At 54.9% G+C, this 14002-nt stretch carries 14 protein-coding genes and 2 pseudogenes; 9 read left to right on the top strand and 7 right to left on the bottom strand.

What is annotated here, in order from left to right:
- The first annotated feature begins 445 nt into the window (after positions 1–445).
- Positions 446–2104 (top strand): group II intron reverse transcriptase/maturase, encoded by a 1659-nt coding sequence (ltrA, locus tag IEY52_RS25870; protein WP_189009371.1) that lies wholly within the window; start codon positions 446–448, stop codon positions 2102–2104.
- A 144-nt stretch (positions 2105–2248) separates the two neighbouring features.
- Here the strand turns inward: ltrA and IEY52_RS25865 are convergent, their stop codons facing one another.
- From IEY52_RS25865 to IEY52_RS25845, 5 genes are all read right to left on the bottom strand, one after another.
- Positions 2249–3790 (bottom strand): PD-(D/E)XK nuclease domain-containing ATP-binding protein, encoded by a 1542-nt coding sequence (locus tag IEY52_RS25865; RefSeq protein WP_189009368.1) that lies wholly within the window; start codon positions 3788–3790, stop codon positions 2249–2251.
- Between the two features lie 208 nt (positions 3791–3998).
- The gene (locus IEY52_RS25860; RefSeq protein WP_189009365.1) at positions 3999–4343 is read right to left on the bottom strand and encodes a type II toxin-antitoxin system PemK/MazF family toxin; all 345 of its coding nucleotides are present in this window, start codon (positions 4341–4343) and stop codon (positions 3999–4001) included.
- Positions 4340–4600 carry a ribbon-helix-helix domain-containing protein gene (locus tag IEY52_RS25855; RefSeq protein WP_189009362.1) on the bottom strand — a complete coding sequence of 87 codons (261 nt, stop codon included), beginning with the start codon at positions 4598–4600 and terminating at the stop codon, positions 4340–4342. Before IEY52_RS25855 ends, IEY52_RS25860 begins: the two co-directional genes overlap by 4 nt.
- Before the next feature lie 149 nt (positions 4601–4749).
- Positions 4750–5088, bottom strand: a complete 339-nt coding sequence (locus tag IEY52_RS25850; RefSeq protein ID WP_189009359.1) for a hypothetical protein — start codon at positions 5086–5088, stop codon at positions 4750–4752.
- Positions 5089–5160: 72 nt separating this feature from the next.
- Positions 5161–5739: a type IV toxin-antitoxin system AbiEi family antitoxin domain-containing protein gene (locus IEY52_RS25845; RefSeq protein WP_189009356.1), complete on the bottom strand. Its 579-nt coding sequence runs from the start codon at positions 5737–5739 to the stop codon at positions 5161–5163.
- A 185-nt stretch (positions 5740–5924) separates the two neighbouring features.
- Between IEY52_RS25845 and IEY52_RS25840 the strand changes: the two genes are divergently transcribed.
- Together IEY52_RS25840 and IEY52_RS25835 are read left to right on the top strand one after the other, a co-directional pair.
- The gene (locus IEY52_RS25840; protein WP_189009353.1) at positions 5925–6542 is read left to right on the top strand and encodes a type IV toxin-antitoxin system AbiEi family antitoxin domain-containing protein; all 618 of its coding nucleotides are present in this window, start codon (positions 5925–5927) and stop codon (positions 6540–6542) included.
- Positions 6526–7431, top strand: coding sequence for a nucleotidyl transferase AbiEii/AbiGii toxin family protein (locus tag IEY52_RS25835; protein WP_189009350.1), 906 nt, complete (start codon positions 6526–6528; stop codon positions 7429–7431). Before IEY52_RS25840 ends, IEY52_RS25835 begins: the two co-directional genes overlap by 17 nt.
- 240 nt (positions 7432–7671) lie before the next feature.
- On the opposite strand, the gene IEY52_RS27165 is transcribed toward IEY52_RS25835, so the two are convergent.
- Positions 7672–8253, bottom strand: coding sequence for a hypothetical protein (locus IEY52_RS27165; RefSeq protein ID WP_373289936.1), 582 nt, complete (start codon positions 8251–8253; stop codon positions 7672–7674).
- 2004 nt (positions 8254–10257) lie between these two features.
- On the opposite strand from IEY52_RS27165, the gene IEY52_RS27160 reads away from it, so the two are divergent.
- Positions 10258–10446 (top strand): hypothetical protein, encoded by a 189-nt coding sequence (locus IEY52_RS27160; RefSeq protein WP_373289935.1) that lies wholly within the window; start codon positions 10258–10260, stop codon positions 10444–10446.
- Positions 10447–10552: 106 nt separating this feature from the next.
- Here the strand turns inward: IEY52_RS27160 and IEY52_RS27155 are convergent.
- Positions 10553–10819, bottom strand: a pseudogene (locus IEY52_RS27155) (type IV toxin-antitoxin system AbiEi family antitoxin domain-containing protein); the annotation flags it as partial.
- 213 nt (positions 10820–11032) lie between these two features.
- Here IEY52_RS27155 and IEY52_RS27010 point away from each other — a divergent pair.
- The 5 genes and pseudogenes from IEY52_RS27010 to IEY52_RS25800 all read left to right on the top strand — a co-directional run bounded on the left by IEY52_RS27010 (position 11033) and on the right by IEY52_RS25800 (position 13921).
- Entirely contained in the window at positions 11033–11269 is a 237-nt protein-coding gene (locus IEY52_RS27010; RefSeq protein WP_189009344.1) for a DUF1016 N-terminal domain-containing protein, read from the top strand.
- A 52-nt stretch (positions 11270–11321) separates the two neighbouring features.
- Positions 11322–11474, top strand: a pseudogene (locus IEY52_RS27150) (hypothetical protein); the annotation flags it as partial.
- 295 nt (positions 11475–11769) lie between these two features.
- The gene (locus IEY52_RS25810) at positions 11770–12402 is read left to right on the top strand and encodes a stalk domain-containing protein (RefSeq protein ID WP_189009341.1); all 633 of its coding nucleotides are present in this window, start codon (positions 11770–11772) and stop codon (positions 12400–12402) included.
- Positions 12403–12977: 575 nt separating this feature from the next.
- A complete protein-coding gene (locus tag IEY52_RS25805) occupies positions 12978–13172 on the top strand; it encodes a hypothetical protein (RefSeq protein WP_189009338.1) in 195 nt (64 codons plus the stop codon).
- Between the two features lie 83 nt (positions 13173–13255).
- Positions 13256–13921 carry a transposase gene (locus IEY52_RS25800; RefSeq protein ID WP_189009335.1) on the top strand — a complete coding sequence of 222 codons (666 nt, stop codon included), beginning with the start codon at positions 13256–13258 and terminating at the stop codon, positions 13919–13921.
- Positions 13922–14002 lie beyond the last annotated feature (81 nt).

Here is a 14002-nt window from a genome sequence, read left to right as displayed (position 1 = left end):
TGTAGGTGTTGGTCTTTCTGCGTGTCATGCTCACTCCATTCTGATCTGTGTTCTCGGAGTGTGCAAAAGTCTAACAGGTTCACTGGCGAAAGAGGCTGTCACGTCAGAACCAAAATGGTAAGTGGGTTGGACTGACCGATACGGTTGCGGTCAGCGGTATTCAGAACTCCCACCGGGTCACAGATGGCACCCACCCCCAAGCGTTTGAGTCCTCTCAGGTCAACAGGGTAAGCCCCATGCACCCCACTTCGGTGGTATCTGAACCGCAAGGAACGGGGACGGTGCAGGGGGTAAAGGAATGTGGAAAAAGCGAATGTCGGCCTGTAATGGGCCGGATAGGGCCGCGACAGCGGAGATACCCAACCTAAAAGGGCGCTGACTTCCATTCATGGTCTTCCTCGGATTTGAACATCCTGATCGCATTCACCCAAGGAGAAGTTAGACAATGCTAGTCATTGAACAGACCAGGGGACAACCTCTGAAATGGCAGAATATCAACTGGACTGCCGTTGAAGGGGAAGTACGGCGACTTCAGGAAAGAATCTTCCGAGCCGCCCAGAATGGGGAACACGCGAAGGTCAAAAACCTTCAAAAGCTCCTCGTTCGCTCAACCGCCGCAAAGATGCTGGCGACCCGTCAGGCGACCCAGCAGAACCAAGGCAAGCACACTCCGGGGGTAGACGGCGTGGTGATAGACACGCCGGAAGCCCGTGTTCAACTTCTTGAAGAAGGTCTGAACCTGAGAGGCTACCGACCCATGCCCGTCCGAAGGGTCTACATCCCAAAGGCGAACGGGAAAACCCGTCCGTTGGGGATTCCAACCATCAAAGACAGGGTGATGCAGGCCATCGTGAAATTCGCACTTGAGCCGGAATGGGAATCTCGTTTTGAGGCCAACTCTTACGGATTCAGACCGGGAAGAAGCACGATGGATGCGATCACTGCCATCCACACCACCATGAACCAACGCGGTTGCAGCGAATGGGTGCTGGACGCCGACATCAGCGGGTGTTTTGACAACATCAGTCATGACGCCTTACTGAAGAAGCTCCCGGTATTTACGACTGTGATTCGCCGCTGGCTCAAGGCAGGCGTGGTGGAGTTCGGCAGAAGGAAAGATAGCCAATCAGGAACGCCACAGGGCGGCATCATTTCGCCGCTTCTGGCAAACATTGCCCTTAACGGTCTGGAACGGCTGTTCGGAGCGGAAAACGCCAGGGGGAAACCTGTTTCCCCGGCCTTGCGAAAGGGACTCAACCGGGGTCTGAGTGTCATCCGCTATGCGGATGATTTTGTGGTCACTGCGCCCTCAAAAGAGGTGCTGGAGGAATACGTGATGCCCAAACTCACGGATTTCCTGCGGCAACGCGGTCTGGAACTCAGCGAAGCAAAAACCCGCATCGTGCATGTGGATGAGGGCTTTGACTTCCTGGGTTTCACGGTACGCCGCTTCAAAGGAACCCTGCTCACCAAACCCCAAAAGGAAAAGGTGTTGCACCATCTCAGAAGCATCAAAACGTACCTGAAACGCCACCATCAGACCGAAGCAACACAGGTAATCCACGACCTGAACCCGGTCATCCGGGGATGGTCAAACTATTACCGACACTGTGCCGGAAAAGGAAATTTTGACAAGGCAGACCACCGAACGTGGGAAATGTTATGGGTGTGGGCAAAACGTCGCCACCCCAACAAACCCGCCAAGTGGGTCAAGCAACGGTACTTCCGCAATGACGGCCTCTGGACTTTCCACGAAGGCAACGCGCAACTTCTGCGCCGCTCGGCCACACCAATCACCCGGTTCACGAAGGTTGAAGGACGTTCATCACCCTTTGACCCAGCGATCAGGGAGTATTGGCGAATCCGGCAGAAACGGAACGTGGCGCGTCAGACACATCAGAAAGATAGGCTCGCATTACTGCGTATTCAGGAGGGAATGTGTGGACTGTGCCGTCTTCCGCTGGACGCGGAAGACACGGACAACCACCATGTTTCACCAAAACATGCTGGGGGGCCGGATACGTTGGATAACCGGATGTTGGTGCATCGCTGGTGCCACCATGCTCATCACCAGCGAGTTGGGTACAAGGGCTTGAAGGCTTGAGCCGTGTGCGGTGAAAGTCGCACGCACGGTTCTGAGGGGGCTGGGAGAGCCGTAAGGCTCACCCGGCTACCCGGCGTGGAGTGTCAATGTAACAGACCAACTTTTCACGCTCCAACAAAGCTGTCAGGACTGAGCCGTTGTTGCTCAACCACTGGAGTTGATCACGTCCGATGTCCACTCAGACACACTTTTGCTGGCAGAGTCAAAATTGACCCCCAGCATCAGCACCTGTTTCCCCAGGTACTTTTCTCCATAGCCAGCCCCTCTGATCTGCTCCAGGGCCTCCTGAGCTGTGCCGTCCAACTTGAATTCGAAGATGAAGACTTGATTCGACAGTTCAATCACCGTGTCCATGCGGCCTTTGCTGGTTTGCACCTGGCTGAGGGTGGGCAGGCCAGTGGACACCAGCATCAGGTGCATCAGAGAATTGAAAAAGGCTTCTTTCCGGGGAAAGATTTCGTAAGGCACTCCGGCCAGGGTGGCATTCACTCCCTCAAAAAAGCCCTCCCAGTTCTGATGCAGCAGGGCATCCCTTAAAGTGACTCCCAGCAACCCTGCCTGACTGTCCTGGTGATCTGTGTATTCCTGGAGCAGGTTCTGGGCAAAAGCCACCCGGACTTCCTCATTGGGAAAGCCCAGGGTGTAACTGGTGCCATAAATGGAGGGCTGAATCTCTTTGAGGGTCAAATATCCCGTCTGGAACATGATCGAGATGGGATCCAGGTGTTCCACACTGGAGGTGCTGACCACCTGCTCTCCAGCCCGGAGGTGCTCCAGTTGAAAGGGGGTGTAACCTTGCTTTCGGACCAGTTTCATCAAAAAGGTGGGGGTTCCCGTTTCGTACCAGTACGGCTTGAAGACCGGGTTCTGCAAAAAAACCAGCATGCTGAACGGGCAATAGACAGCAGAATGCTGCCCCCAGGAGTAGCCATTGTACCAGCGTTTCACTGTTTCCCAGTAGGTCTCTGAGGGCATGTTCAAGCGTTCCTGGGCCTGTCCATGATGTTCAGCAAAATCCCGCTCGAGTTCTTCACGGGTATAGCCACAGAGTTCTGCAAACCTGGGGTCCAGGGAAGCGTCATAGAGGTTGTTGAGGTCACTGAACAGGCTCAGTTTCCCAAATTTTGAGACCCCCGTCAGGATCACCAGATGCAAGTGCTCATCCAGTTCTTTGATGGTTCCATACACACTTTTCAGCAGGTCCTGATGCTCGGCCAGCTTTTCTGGATCGTCCAGAAAATCCACCAGCGGTTTATCGTACTCATCAACGAGCAACACCACCTTCCCCCCTTTGGAGAGCCCCAGGATCAGGTCCCGAAAGGCCAATCTGGCCGAGCGGTCACTGATGGTCAGCCCAAAACGTGCGGCCTGCTCCTGAAAGTAAAGCGTTAAACCCACGCTCAGAGGAAGTTCCCGCGATTCCACTCCGGGGAGGTTCAGGTGGAGCACGGGATGTGGCTCAAAATCATGCTGGTTGTGAATCCATAAGCCTTCGAACAGGTGCTTCTTGCCTTCGAACAGCGCCTTCAGGGTGCTGATGGTCAGAGACTTTCCAAAACGTCTGGGACGAGAGAGAAAATAGTATCCCCCCTGAACGAAGGGCAACATGTGCTGTGTTTTGTCCACATACACGTAGTTCCCCTCCCTGAGTTTCTGGAAATCCTGAATGCCAATCGGAAGCTGCATGAACCAAGTTTAACACTTCATGATTTGTTGTTTCTCAGCATAATTTCTCGGCCTCTCACAGACAAAAGGCGAGTGAAGCGATGAGCAGACGCAAAAAAGGAACCGGCGGCCTGGTGCACAAAGCAGGCTTGATTCGGCCAGTCTCCTCCCTCATCATCTGGCGCAACCTGGCTCCCATCTCCCAGACTTTCCAGATGGGCTCCTGGTCTCAGATCAGGGCCAGATGCAACTTGATCTTCCGGTTCAGTTCTTCCATCAGGTCCTCAGGCAGGTGGGACAGACGCTTGCCCAGCCGACTGACACTGATGCTGCGCAACTGTTCCACCTGGATTTTGGAGTCCTGATTCAAACCACTCCGCTCCACCGGCAAATGCACCTGGAAGGGGTAGACCTTCTCGGTGTTGCTGGTGATGGGCACCACCACGATGGTGGTCCCTTCTTGATTGGCAAGGTTGTTGGTGACCACCACGGCTGGGCGCACATCACTGGCCTCATCTTCCCGGGCAGGTCTGAAGTTCACCAGGAAGACGTCTCCACGACGGATGACCTTCACCACCTCGAATCGTCCAGACCATCTTCGGAGGTGCCTTCCCACAGCCTCTGGTCTTTGCTTCCATCCCACTCTTGACTGGCAGCCCGGTAAGCTTCCCGGAGTTCCTGCTCCTGAAGCAGGTGCAAAGCCTGGGCCAGCACTTCACTGCGGCTGGACAGGCCATGGGCCAGCTGGAATTCTTCTGCAAACCGCACCAGGTCTGGTGGCAACGTGACACTGACTTTTTCTGCATTGGTGTGGAGGCGTTTAGATCCCATAAATTTATCTTACCAGATGGTAGGACACAATAGACCTCCTCCTCAATGGGTTGATCAAGTCCTGCGTTTCAGGCCAACCCCCTCTGAACCCATCCAGGGTCTGAGAACCCATCTGGAAATCTCACAACAGGTCCCACCAGACACCCCATTCAGCTGGGCTCAGGTCGATCCCACTCAAAAGGCTCCAGCTCAGGATCTCCCTTAAAATCCAGCACCTCCTGTGGCCAGGGCCGCCGATGGGCTTGATCTGGGGAGGGATCTGGAATGGGATAAACCTGATCTTCATACGCCTGAATGTGGTCTCTGAGCAACAGAAACAAACTCCCCAGCGGATGATCCTGTTGTTCCTTGACCCTTTCCCAAACACAGGCAAACAGCTGCATGGCATCTTCATACTGGGCTTCGGTGGTGATGGGCACCAGGACATCGTGGGCCACCTGGTCAAGGGCTTCCCAAAGCTGGACAATCTCCAGAACATTCAACTTCATAGGCATCTCCTCATCAGCCATGGCCACCTGCAATTGTGCAGCAGGTTGCTGCACAATTGCCCTGTCGTCTTCTCAGGTGAGCATCTGCAGCAAATCAAACATGCGCTCCCCCACGTGACACACCTCACTGGCCCTCAGCAGTTCATTCAGATTGCAGTCTTTCAGGCGCAAATAATCCCTGAAAGCCTCCTTGACGGTCTGCATGCCAATCTTGTTGCGGTGGTGCAGGATGTCAGCCAGGGTTTTTTCCTTGCTGTACACTGGGAAGCCCTCAGGCCTGATGATCCCATACTGGTGGGTCGATTCAGCGAAATAACAGTACCGTACAGGAGGGTACACGATGCGGGGTGCCCGGCTGTGGTTGGGGATGGCCATCCACACCTCACTTGATCTGACCGTGCTGAGTCCGTAATAGGCCAGGGCAGATTCCATACACACCACTCCGTGTTTGACCTGGATGCACACCTCCTGCAGATCCTCATTGAGCAAGAAGCCCACATTGAGAACCCGATAGTAACCCGGCCGCAGGCGTTCCAATACTCCCTCCTCCAGCAGTTTTTGAATGTGCCGGTGGTGGTATCCAAGTTTGGTCAGGGCTTGCCTGGAGAAGATGGGAGTGTCGTTTTCCTGGGCATACTGCTGCAGGTCCATGTCTTCATGGTACAGATTTGCAGGTGTTTTTTCAAAAACACCTGCAAATCTGTACAGCAGAATCAATCGTCAGAGAAGGCTTTGGGAGACAACACATCCATCACAACCATGTGGCCTGAAAAATACAGGGTGATCTGTCAATTTCTCAAGGCAAAATGTGGTAGAATGCCTTGAGAAATTGACAGATGAGTGACCATGATCTCCAGCTCCTCCAGCTCTTCCAGCAAAAGGGCGGTTATCTCACCCCGCAGGACCTGACAGAGGGCACCTACTTCAACCAGCTCAAGCGCTGGGTCCAGCAAGGCAAAGTCCAGAGAGTGCAGCGGGGGGTGTACCGCCTCACCGACAGCCCCCTGCTGGATCACGAAGAGCTGCTGGAGTTGCAACTGCGCTTCCCCCACATCCGCTTCTGCCTGGTCACTGCCCTGTACCTGCATGGCCTGACCACCACCCAGCCTCTGAGGGTACAGTTCGCCATCCCCCACCACCGCACTTTCCCCGGCGTCGACCACCCCCCGGTGGAGGTCTACCACTTCCAGGACAGGCACTACCAGCCCCACCAGACTGAACTGACCCTCAGTGGCACCACCCGCACCCTGAAACTGTACACAGAAGAAAAAACCCTCTGCGACCTGCACCGGTACCAAAAAAAACTCGGGCGGGACCTGTACCTCGAAGGACTCAGAAAGTACCTGCGGGGACACAAAAGTCCCCATCAGCTGATCAAGGTCGCCCGGGAGCAGCACATCGACCACAAAATCCTCAATGACCTGGAGGTCCTCCTGCATGACATCGACACCTGACCCCTCCGTCTCCCTGCTGGCCAAACTCCGCAACCTGGCCCTCAAACTCGGCCTCTCCCGGGAAACCATGCTGCTGCTCTACGCACAGCAAGGCCTGCTGGCCCGCATTGCCCTGAGTCCACACCAGGACGATTTCGTGCTCAAAGGAGGGCTGAGTCTGTTCGCCCGGTACGTGCAGGCCGCCCGTCCCACCCAGGACATTGACCTGGCCGCACGGCACCTGCCCAACACCCCGGAAGGGGTAAAGCAAGCCCTGGAGATTGCCCTCAAGGAATCCCTCCCGGACCAGGTGACCTTTGACACTGAAAACATGCGCCTCTCCACCCTGCACGAAGAGGCCGACTATCCTGGAGTGCGCGTCCTGGTGGACGCCGTGTGCGGACGGGCCAGAATCACCTTGCAACTCGACGTGTCCTTCGGGAACACCATCACCCCGGGTCCCATCATGGTGGACTTTCCCCAACTCCTGATTCCCCAGCCGGCCCAGATCCGGATTTACCCCCTGGAGACCGTGGTGGCCGAGAAGTTCGCTGCCCTGCTGGAGCTCGGGCGGGCCACCACCCGCATGAAAGACCTCTATGACCTGCACACCATCCTCCAGCGTGAAACCTTTGAGTTGGCCATGCTCCAACAGGCCATAGAACGGGCCTTTTTGAACCGGGGCACCCTCAGGGAAGCGCATCTCGAGGTGTTCAGCACTGAATTCTGGGGCGACCCTGCCTTGCAGGGCCGCTGGCAACTGTTCTTGCGGCGCACCAGGCTCGACGCCCCACAGGACCTGAGGACCCTGATGCAAACCCTGGCTGAATTCCTGCAACCCACCCTCGGTCCCTCGGCAGAAAAAACCTGGGTTCCCGAAGCAGGCCAGTGGCAACATCCAGTTCCCTGAGCCAGAAGCTTCAGGGGTCATGCACCAGAAAAAAAGCCCAGACCTGTTGTGGCCTGGGCTGCAAGGAAAGGATGGACTTCAGGCCCTTACCTGACCAGGACGTTTCTCCCCACCACCGTCAGAGCGACCTCGGGCCCCAGACCAGTGAGCACCCCTGCAGCAACAGAGAGGATGTTCCCTAAACAGAGATTTCTCCCCGTTAAGAAAAAGCAGCGTCTCAGACAGGTGCATAAAAGGCCCTCAATGGATGGTTTCCAGCACTGGCTTCCAGACCTCCTCACCGTGCGTGTTCCTCACCCGAACCAGCATCTCCGGGTTGAGCATGTACAGGCCGTGCCCGGTGCGCACCCACAGTTTGCGGGCCGGGGTGTAGGTGCTTTCCACTTCAGCCCGGGCCAGCACATGGTTGAAGTAGGTGCGTTTGCGGCGCTCCTCTTTCAAAACCTGTTCGGGCAGCACCTCAGCATTGCTGGAGAGCAGGGGGGCAGAAAAGCCTTTTTTGCGTTTGGAAAGATCAGGCAAACTGGACAGGGTGGACGACAGTTGTGGCAGCAGGGCGAGCATGGCCACCAAGGGGAAGTACTCCCCCATCTGTCGGTCAATGCGGATCAGTCGGCCCTCCACCTGCACGTCAAAATGGCTGGGGGCCAATCTGCCATACACCTCTCCAAAAGGTCCAGCAGCATATTCGCGGTCTTGCAGGACCCGGGCCATGGCGATCAGGAACGCTGTCTGACCCGTAACATCAGTGAGGTGCACCCGTGCCCCACGCTCCAGCAGGGTGTCCATCAGGGAGATGTTCCCCTGGTAAGCCGCCACCATCAGGGGTGTCCAGTTCACGGGGGTGCGGTAATCCACCCCGTAATTGTCGCAGTCCCACAGGACACTTTTGAAATTCTTGCCTGAGAAACTGGCCAGGTACCGGTCAAAGAGGCCCTTGCGGAATTTCTGAATGTCCTGCTGGAAGATGGAAGTGGCTTCGGCGTAAGGGTGGTCTTCCAGGTGGTGTGCCAGGTCCGGTGGGTAAAGTCCAGCAGCAAGGGGCAGCTTGCCTTCTGTGCCGAGCCTTCTCAGCAAGGAGTGGTCATACGTCCACACCGCGTAATCCATCAGGGCACGTGCAGGCTTGTTGGAGGTGTTCTTGGGATCAAAGGCTTTCTGCTTCAGCGCGGTGATGTTTTCCTCGTTCCACACCTCCCAGGGCACTTTCTTGACCTTGAGCACCTCGCTGCGGATCCGATCTGCCTGTTCCTGCTTGCCTTGCAGCTCCAGCCGTGCGGCTTCTTTCTCCCAATCTTCCCGGCTGGCTGCACGGGTGTTGAGTTTCCCGAGGTCTGCCCTGACCTGCACATCCAGCAGGGTCAAGAGGGGGTGGTTCTGGTCCCCTTCAATCAGGAGGACCGACTCGGTGGCCCGGGTGACCGCCACATACAGGGCGTTGATGTAGAACTTATAGATCTCCAGACTCTTGTCGGTCTTGTCCTTGCCCCGTTTGTAGGTGAGGGTGTCCACCTGCAGGTCCTCTTTGGTGACCCCCTCGACAATCTCCAGGAAGTCCTGGCGATTGAGTGAAATGAAGTTGTACAGAATGATGTTGGGGTACTCCAGCCCCTTGGCTTCATGCACGCTGAACACCAGCGGGGTCTGGAAGTGCTGACGGGCTTTCAGTTTGTCTTCTTCCCTGAGGACCAGCACCGCATACTCGGTGGAACCCTTGATCTGCTCGTTGAGGGCTTTTTTCACCGGGTCCCGGTCTGGCAGGGACTCCACCCGACCCGAATCTTCAATCACGCTTTCCACCAGGAAGTTGCTTTCCCGGTCCACCGAACCAAACCGGCGGTGTTTGATTTTCAGGAGGGTGTTGGCGGTGCGGGTCACCTCCCGGGCGTTGCGGAAGTTGACTTTCAGGACCGAGAACTGCTGGCCTGAAGCCAGCTCCTCATCCTCCCAGAACAGGCTTTTCACCGCCGACCAGGAAAAGAAATTGGGGTGCACAATCTGGTTGGAATCCCCACACAACAGGAACTGCCCCCTGGTTTTGAGGGTGCGGAGGATCAGGGCAAGTTGCACCCGGGTGAAGTCCTGCACCTCATCCACCACCACGAAATCAAAGGTGGGCTGTGCTTTTTGTTGCCACTCAAAAGACACCAGGTTGGGGTCAAACAGGCCACTGGCGCCAAGCCAGGACCGGTACTTCTCAAAGAGGGCATGCACTTCCCTGCGGTGCTCCACAGGGTAAATGGACTGCTTCACCCCGAGGTCCAGGTAGTCCTGCAGGGAGAGGGTCCCAGCTTCCCGGCTGGTGATCACCCCCCGGATCTCCTCAAAGAGCTGGTGGGCATCGGTGAAACGGTAGGTTTGCCGGTGGCCCTGAAACCAGCCCTGAAACGCCTGAAAGGTGACTTCCCGGCCTTCTGGGACCTGCAGGATCTCCAGAAATTCCCGGTACGACAGGAACAGGGGTTCCTGATCCACAGGTTCAAAACCATGGGAAAAGTACAGGTCGCTGGCACTCTGGGCCAGGTAAGGGGAAAGGGTCACGTACAGGACATTCCCCGTGACCCCTTTGAGCTTCTCCAGGGTCAGGGCGGTCTTGCCGGAGCCCGCCGAGCCCACCACAATCAAGGGGGGTCGGGTCTGGTACACCTGGTTTTGCAGGTCATCAAACGAAATCACCTTGTCCAGCAGGTGAAAACTGGCAGCAGCGGGGTTGACGTATCTGAGGACCGGCAATGCTCCCTGCAGGTCTTCCGGGGTGGTGTCCACAATTTTGCTTTCATCCACCACCTTTCCCCTGAGGAAACGGGATTTCTCGTAGCGGTGCTGGTGGATGACTTCCAGGGCCAGGCACACGGTTTCCCCCTGGTGTTTCATGAACGTGAGGAGCAGTCGGTTGGTGTCATCCAGTTTGGCCCGGTGGTAGTTCCCCTGGGCAAGCTTCTTGACGTCCGGACTGCGGAAATCCCCCTGTTCGATCAGGCCTTTGACCTTCTGGAATTGTTTTTTCACTTTTGAGGTGTCGAGTCCCACGTAAGTCAAAACCTTCACATGTGCCTCCTGGCAGGGTCATGCATCATGGTCCCATTTTTCCATGGATTCCTGCTTCCCCAGTGCAAAACGTTCAATAGGCCCAAACAGGGTGATCACGCCCCCTCTCCATTTCAGGGGCATGCAGATCAGCAGGTGCGGAAAGCAGACACAATCCGGCGTCTTCCACCCGCATCTGAACTTCCAGCACATCCTCATGGTTGGTGGGAGGGTGGTTGACCAAACAGTACACGCCAGGATGGGGCTGTTCAAACACATGGTGTTGCAAGAGCCTGCGCAACTGCTGGTTGTGGAAACCTGCTTTTCTGGCCTCCTGGGTGGTCAGATACCCTCCATTGGCTTCAAAAAGGTGAAAAGTTCCATCTGACCCATTGTGACCATTTTACGGCCTTTTTGAAAAACCGCCGTAAAAAAATGGGCACAAGTCACTTCTGCAGGGAGCTTCCACAACCACAGAATAGGCTCCACCCTTCTGTCAGAAGGAAACAGGTAAGATGACCCCGGAACCATGGCTGACCTCTCCGAACAGGCTTAGCAGCAAACCCTCGCTGAATTGAAACGGCAGGTGCAAACGTCCCAGCTTCAAGCCCTACTCAAAGTGAATCAGCAACTCTTGATGCTCTATTGGAAAATCGGCAAAACCATTTTGTTTTTGCAGCAGGAACATGGCTGGGGAACCCATGGGGTGGACCACCTCGCCATAGACCTCAAAGCAGCCTTCCCGGGCATGACGGGATTTGGACGCCGCAACCTGCAGTACATGACTTTTCGCTCAAACCTACCCCAGTGAAGAAATTGTGCAGGCGTCGCCTGCACAATTGACCTGATACCACAACACCACCCTCCTGGACAAAGTCAAAGACCCTCAGGAACGGGATTATTACATGCAAGCCACCCTCACGCACGGTTGGAGCCGAGATATGATGGTGCACCAGATCGAAACCCACCGTTTGTGGACCGTCGTGAGCAACCCTCCATTGAACAAACAAGTTTGAAAAGGCTGGGCTGGACGTGGCTACCCCAGGCCAGCCCTATGCTGCAGGATGATTTCAGCAAACCCACATGACAACAGAATTTCAAAAGTGTAGAAATGAAGCCTGGTTACAACATTAAGAACAATCATTTCATTGCCACCTGAGGTTTCATTTTGAGATCAGAATTATCCCTTAATCACAGTCATGGTTCATAAAAAATGTCATAAAACTTAAATCACTCATCTTTAAATTCATATGATAGATCAGTCTTGACCATTTGCGATGACATCGTCACGGTGGACACCCGGAGGTAAGTTTGAAACCCATTGTTCCCACCTTGCTGTTGTGTCTCAGCACTGTCCTATGGACAGCCCAGGCCACCCCCAAGGGGCCTCAGGCCCATTTGCGCATCAACCACAACCTGGAGGTGCTTTTCACGGACCCAATGGTCCCTGCGGTGGATGGCAAAGGCATCTTCTGGGCCTCGCTGCACCCGGCAGCAAGGTTGCTGGGCTGGCAGGTCGAAGAAAAGGAACCAGGGGCCCTGACCGTGCGAGCCAACGGCCATGAAGTGGTGCTGCATGAACATGCTGCAAAAGTCCACTGGGATGGACATGACACCCTGATGCCTGCCCCACTCAAACCTCAGGGCAAGGCTTATCTGGTGCCCATTGCTGGACTTGCCCGCTTGCTGGGAGACCAGGTGAGCTGGAATGGAGACATCCGGGTACTGGACATCACAGGCCCCTGGAACCGGCCGATTCGAAGCCTGAGCCTCAGGAGCTTTGAATCAGAAGCGGCCCCTTCCAGACAGCAACTGCAACTCTGGCAGTTCACGGTGAAACCCGGACGTTCTGCTTCCACTCCAACACGGCTGACAGCTGTGTTGAAAAACACCTCAGACCATCCCCTGGCTGCTGGCACATCCAGTTTTAAAATGTTGTATTAGGGGTTGTCCCATTGTTAAAGACGTTTTGGATAAACTGAAAAATCTATCGTTCAGAACGCCATTCTTCCGCGCCACCCTTTTGTCCTCAATTTAGGTTTGTTTTTAGTAATCTCGTGTGGGACAACGAATTTCCACTTTCACCACTGACAAAAACGTATGAGATTCTGGCGTTTTTTGATTGTGGCATGGGTTTTGGCACAATCAAAATTAGAAAATATGCGTTCTGAACGTTGTAAGGGCAGAAGGCCTCAAGAACTTACCGACTCTGTTGGCGAATTCGACCTACCTGTTGCCCATCTGGCAGAAGATAAACACTGAAAGTTCCAAACTGGGCTATGTCACTGAAACCTCATCCGGTCCCCATGATCCCCAAGACCACCCGACACATCGCTCAAGCTGTTTTTTCCCAGCCCGCTCCCGCTATGCGTTTTCGCGATGAATTTGAGAGCTTCTTGCAGCAGCTGGATTTCAGAGAACTCTACTCACATCTTGCAGTAGAGACAAACCCTACTCAGACAGCATAAAAATGCGTTAGGGACAAAAAAAGCGTGGTGTTCCCCCAAAGTGGGGTTGTCATGAAGCACCACGCAAAAACATTCTTCCATAAGCTGCAGGAGATTTTCACCCCCCACCAGCAGCATACCTTTAAAGCCCTGATGGTCCTTTTCCTCGGTGCCACCGGAAAACCCTTGCCACACTACTCCAAGCTCAAATCAGAGAGTGCGATCAGCCGGTTTTCAACCACTATCGCTGGGACACCCGACAGCTGATCCGAAACACCCGGCAGCAAGTCACGGACATCGTCCAAACCTACCAGGGGAGAAAAGGCAGGAAACACCATCTGGAATTGATTGTGGATCTCACCACCCTGGAGAAACGGGGCAAATTTAGAGGGCTACAAGGCTGGCTGCACGTCCTCAAAAATGCTCGTGGTCTGCATCTGGTGGTGTTGTGCGTCAAGATTGGTCCGCACTGCTTCCCGTGGAGTTTTCGTATCTGGCACGGCAAAGGGTCAAAAAGTCCCACGGTGCATGCCCTGAGAATGATTCAGACGTTCCCAGGGACGCTCAGCAAAGGATTCAAGGTCCGGGTGCTGGCCGACGGTGGGTTCGATGCTGCCATGTTCATGGTGGGCGTACACCAACTGGGCTACTCGTGCATTGTGGGCACCCGGAGTACCCGAAAGACCACCGAGGGCAAAAAGCTAAGTCAGTACCCGTTTCGGACCAGAACCATCTATTTGAAAGACGTGCAGCAAGAGCAAATCCCCATTCCAATCTACTTTTCCTGGGTGTGGCTAGAGAGAAATGGAGGCTGGGAAAAACGCTACGTGCTCTCCACCGAGAAGATGACTCCGGACAATATTCGTCGTACAGGTCGTCGGAGGTGGACCATTGAGGGTGTTTTCAAGATTTGCAAAAATCGCTTCGGGCTGCACCATTTCGGGCAGCAAAGCAAAATTGGGGTCTTAAGGTACCTGTTGCTATCCTTGGTAGCGTATGTTGGTATGACCCCTTGATTTAACTGAGATTTTGCACCTATCCAGCCCTTGGAAAAGGATGCAGTTCTGAGTCGGTGAAAAGCTGATCCTGCAGCATCA

The organism is Deinococcus roseus (genome assembly GCF_014646895.1).
GTDB classification, from domain to species: domain Bacteria; phylum Deinococcota; class Deinococci; order Deinococcales; family Deinococcaceae; genus Deinococcus_C; species Deinococcus_C roseus.
The sequence above is the reverse complement of the archived record's forward strand: the minus strand, read 5'-3'. Positions and strand labels throughout refer to the sequence as shown.

What these genes read in the sequence shown, in the direction of transcription:
- IEY52_RS27165 (WP_373289936.1), bottom strand. Translation starts at nt 8,253, where the DNA reads ATGGTGGCGGCTTACCAGGGGAACATCTCCCTGATGGACACCCTGCTG.
- IEY52_RS25865 (WP_189009368.1), bottom strand. Translation starts at nt 3,790, where the DNA reads ATGCAGCTTCCGATTGGCATTCAGGATTTCCAGAAACTCAGGGAGGGG.
- IEY52_RS25850 (WP_189009359.1), bottom strand. Translation starts at nt 5,088, where the DNA reads ATGAAGTTGAATGTTCTGGAGATTGTCCAGCTTTGGGAAGCCCTTGAC.
- IEY52_RS25855 (WP_189009362.1), bottom strand. Translation starts at nt 4,600, where the DNA reads ATGGGATCTAAACGCCTCCACACCAATGCAGAAAAAGTCAGTGTCACG.
- IEY52_RS25805 (WP_189009338.1), top strand. Translation starts at nt 12,978, where the DNA reads ATGAAGCACCACGCAAAAACATTCTTCCATAAGCTGCAGGAGATTTTC.
- IEY52_RS25835 (WP_189009350.1), top strand. Translation starts at nt 6,526, where the DNA reads ATGACATCGACACCTGACCCCTCCGTCTCCCTGCTGGCCAAACTCCGC.
- IEY52_RS25845 (WP_189009356.1), bottom strand. Translation starts at nt 5,739, where the DNA reads ATGGACCTGCAGCAGTATGCCCAGGAAAACGACACTCCCATCTTCTCC.
- ltrA (WP_189009371.1), top strand. Translation starts at nt 446, where the DNA reads ATGCTAGTCATTGAACAGACCAGGGGACAACCTCTGAAATGGCAGAAT.
- IEY52_RS25840 (WP_189009353.1), top strand. Translation starts at nt 5,925, where the DNA reads ATGAGTGACCATGATCTCCAGCTCCTCCAGCTCTTCCAGCAAAAGGGC.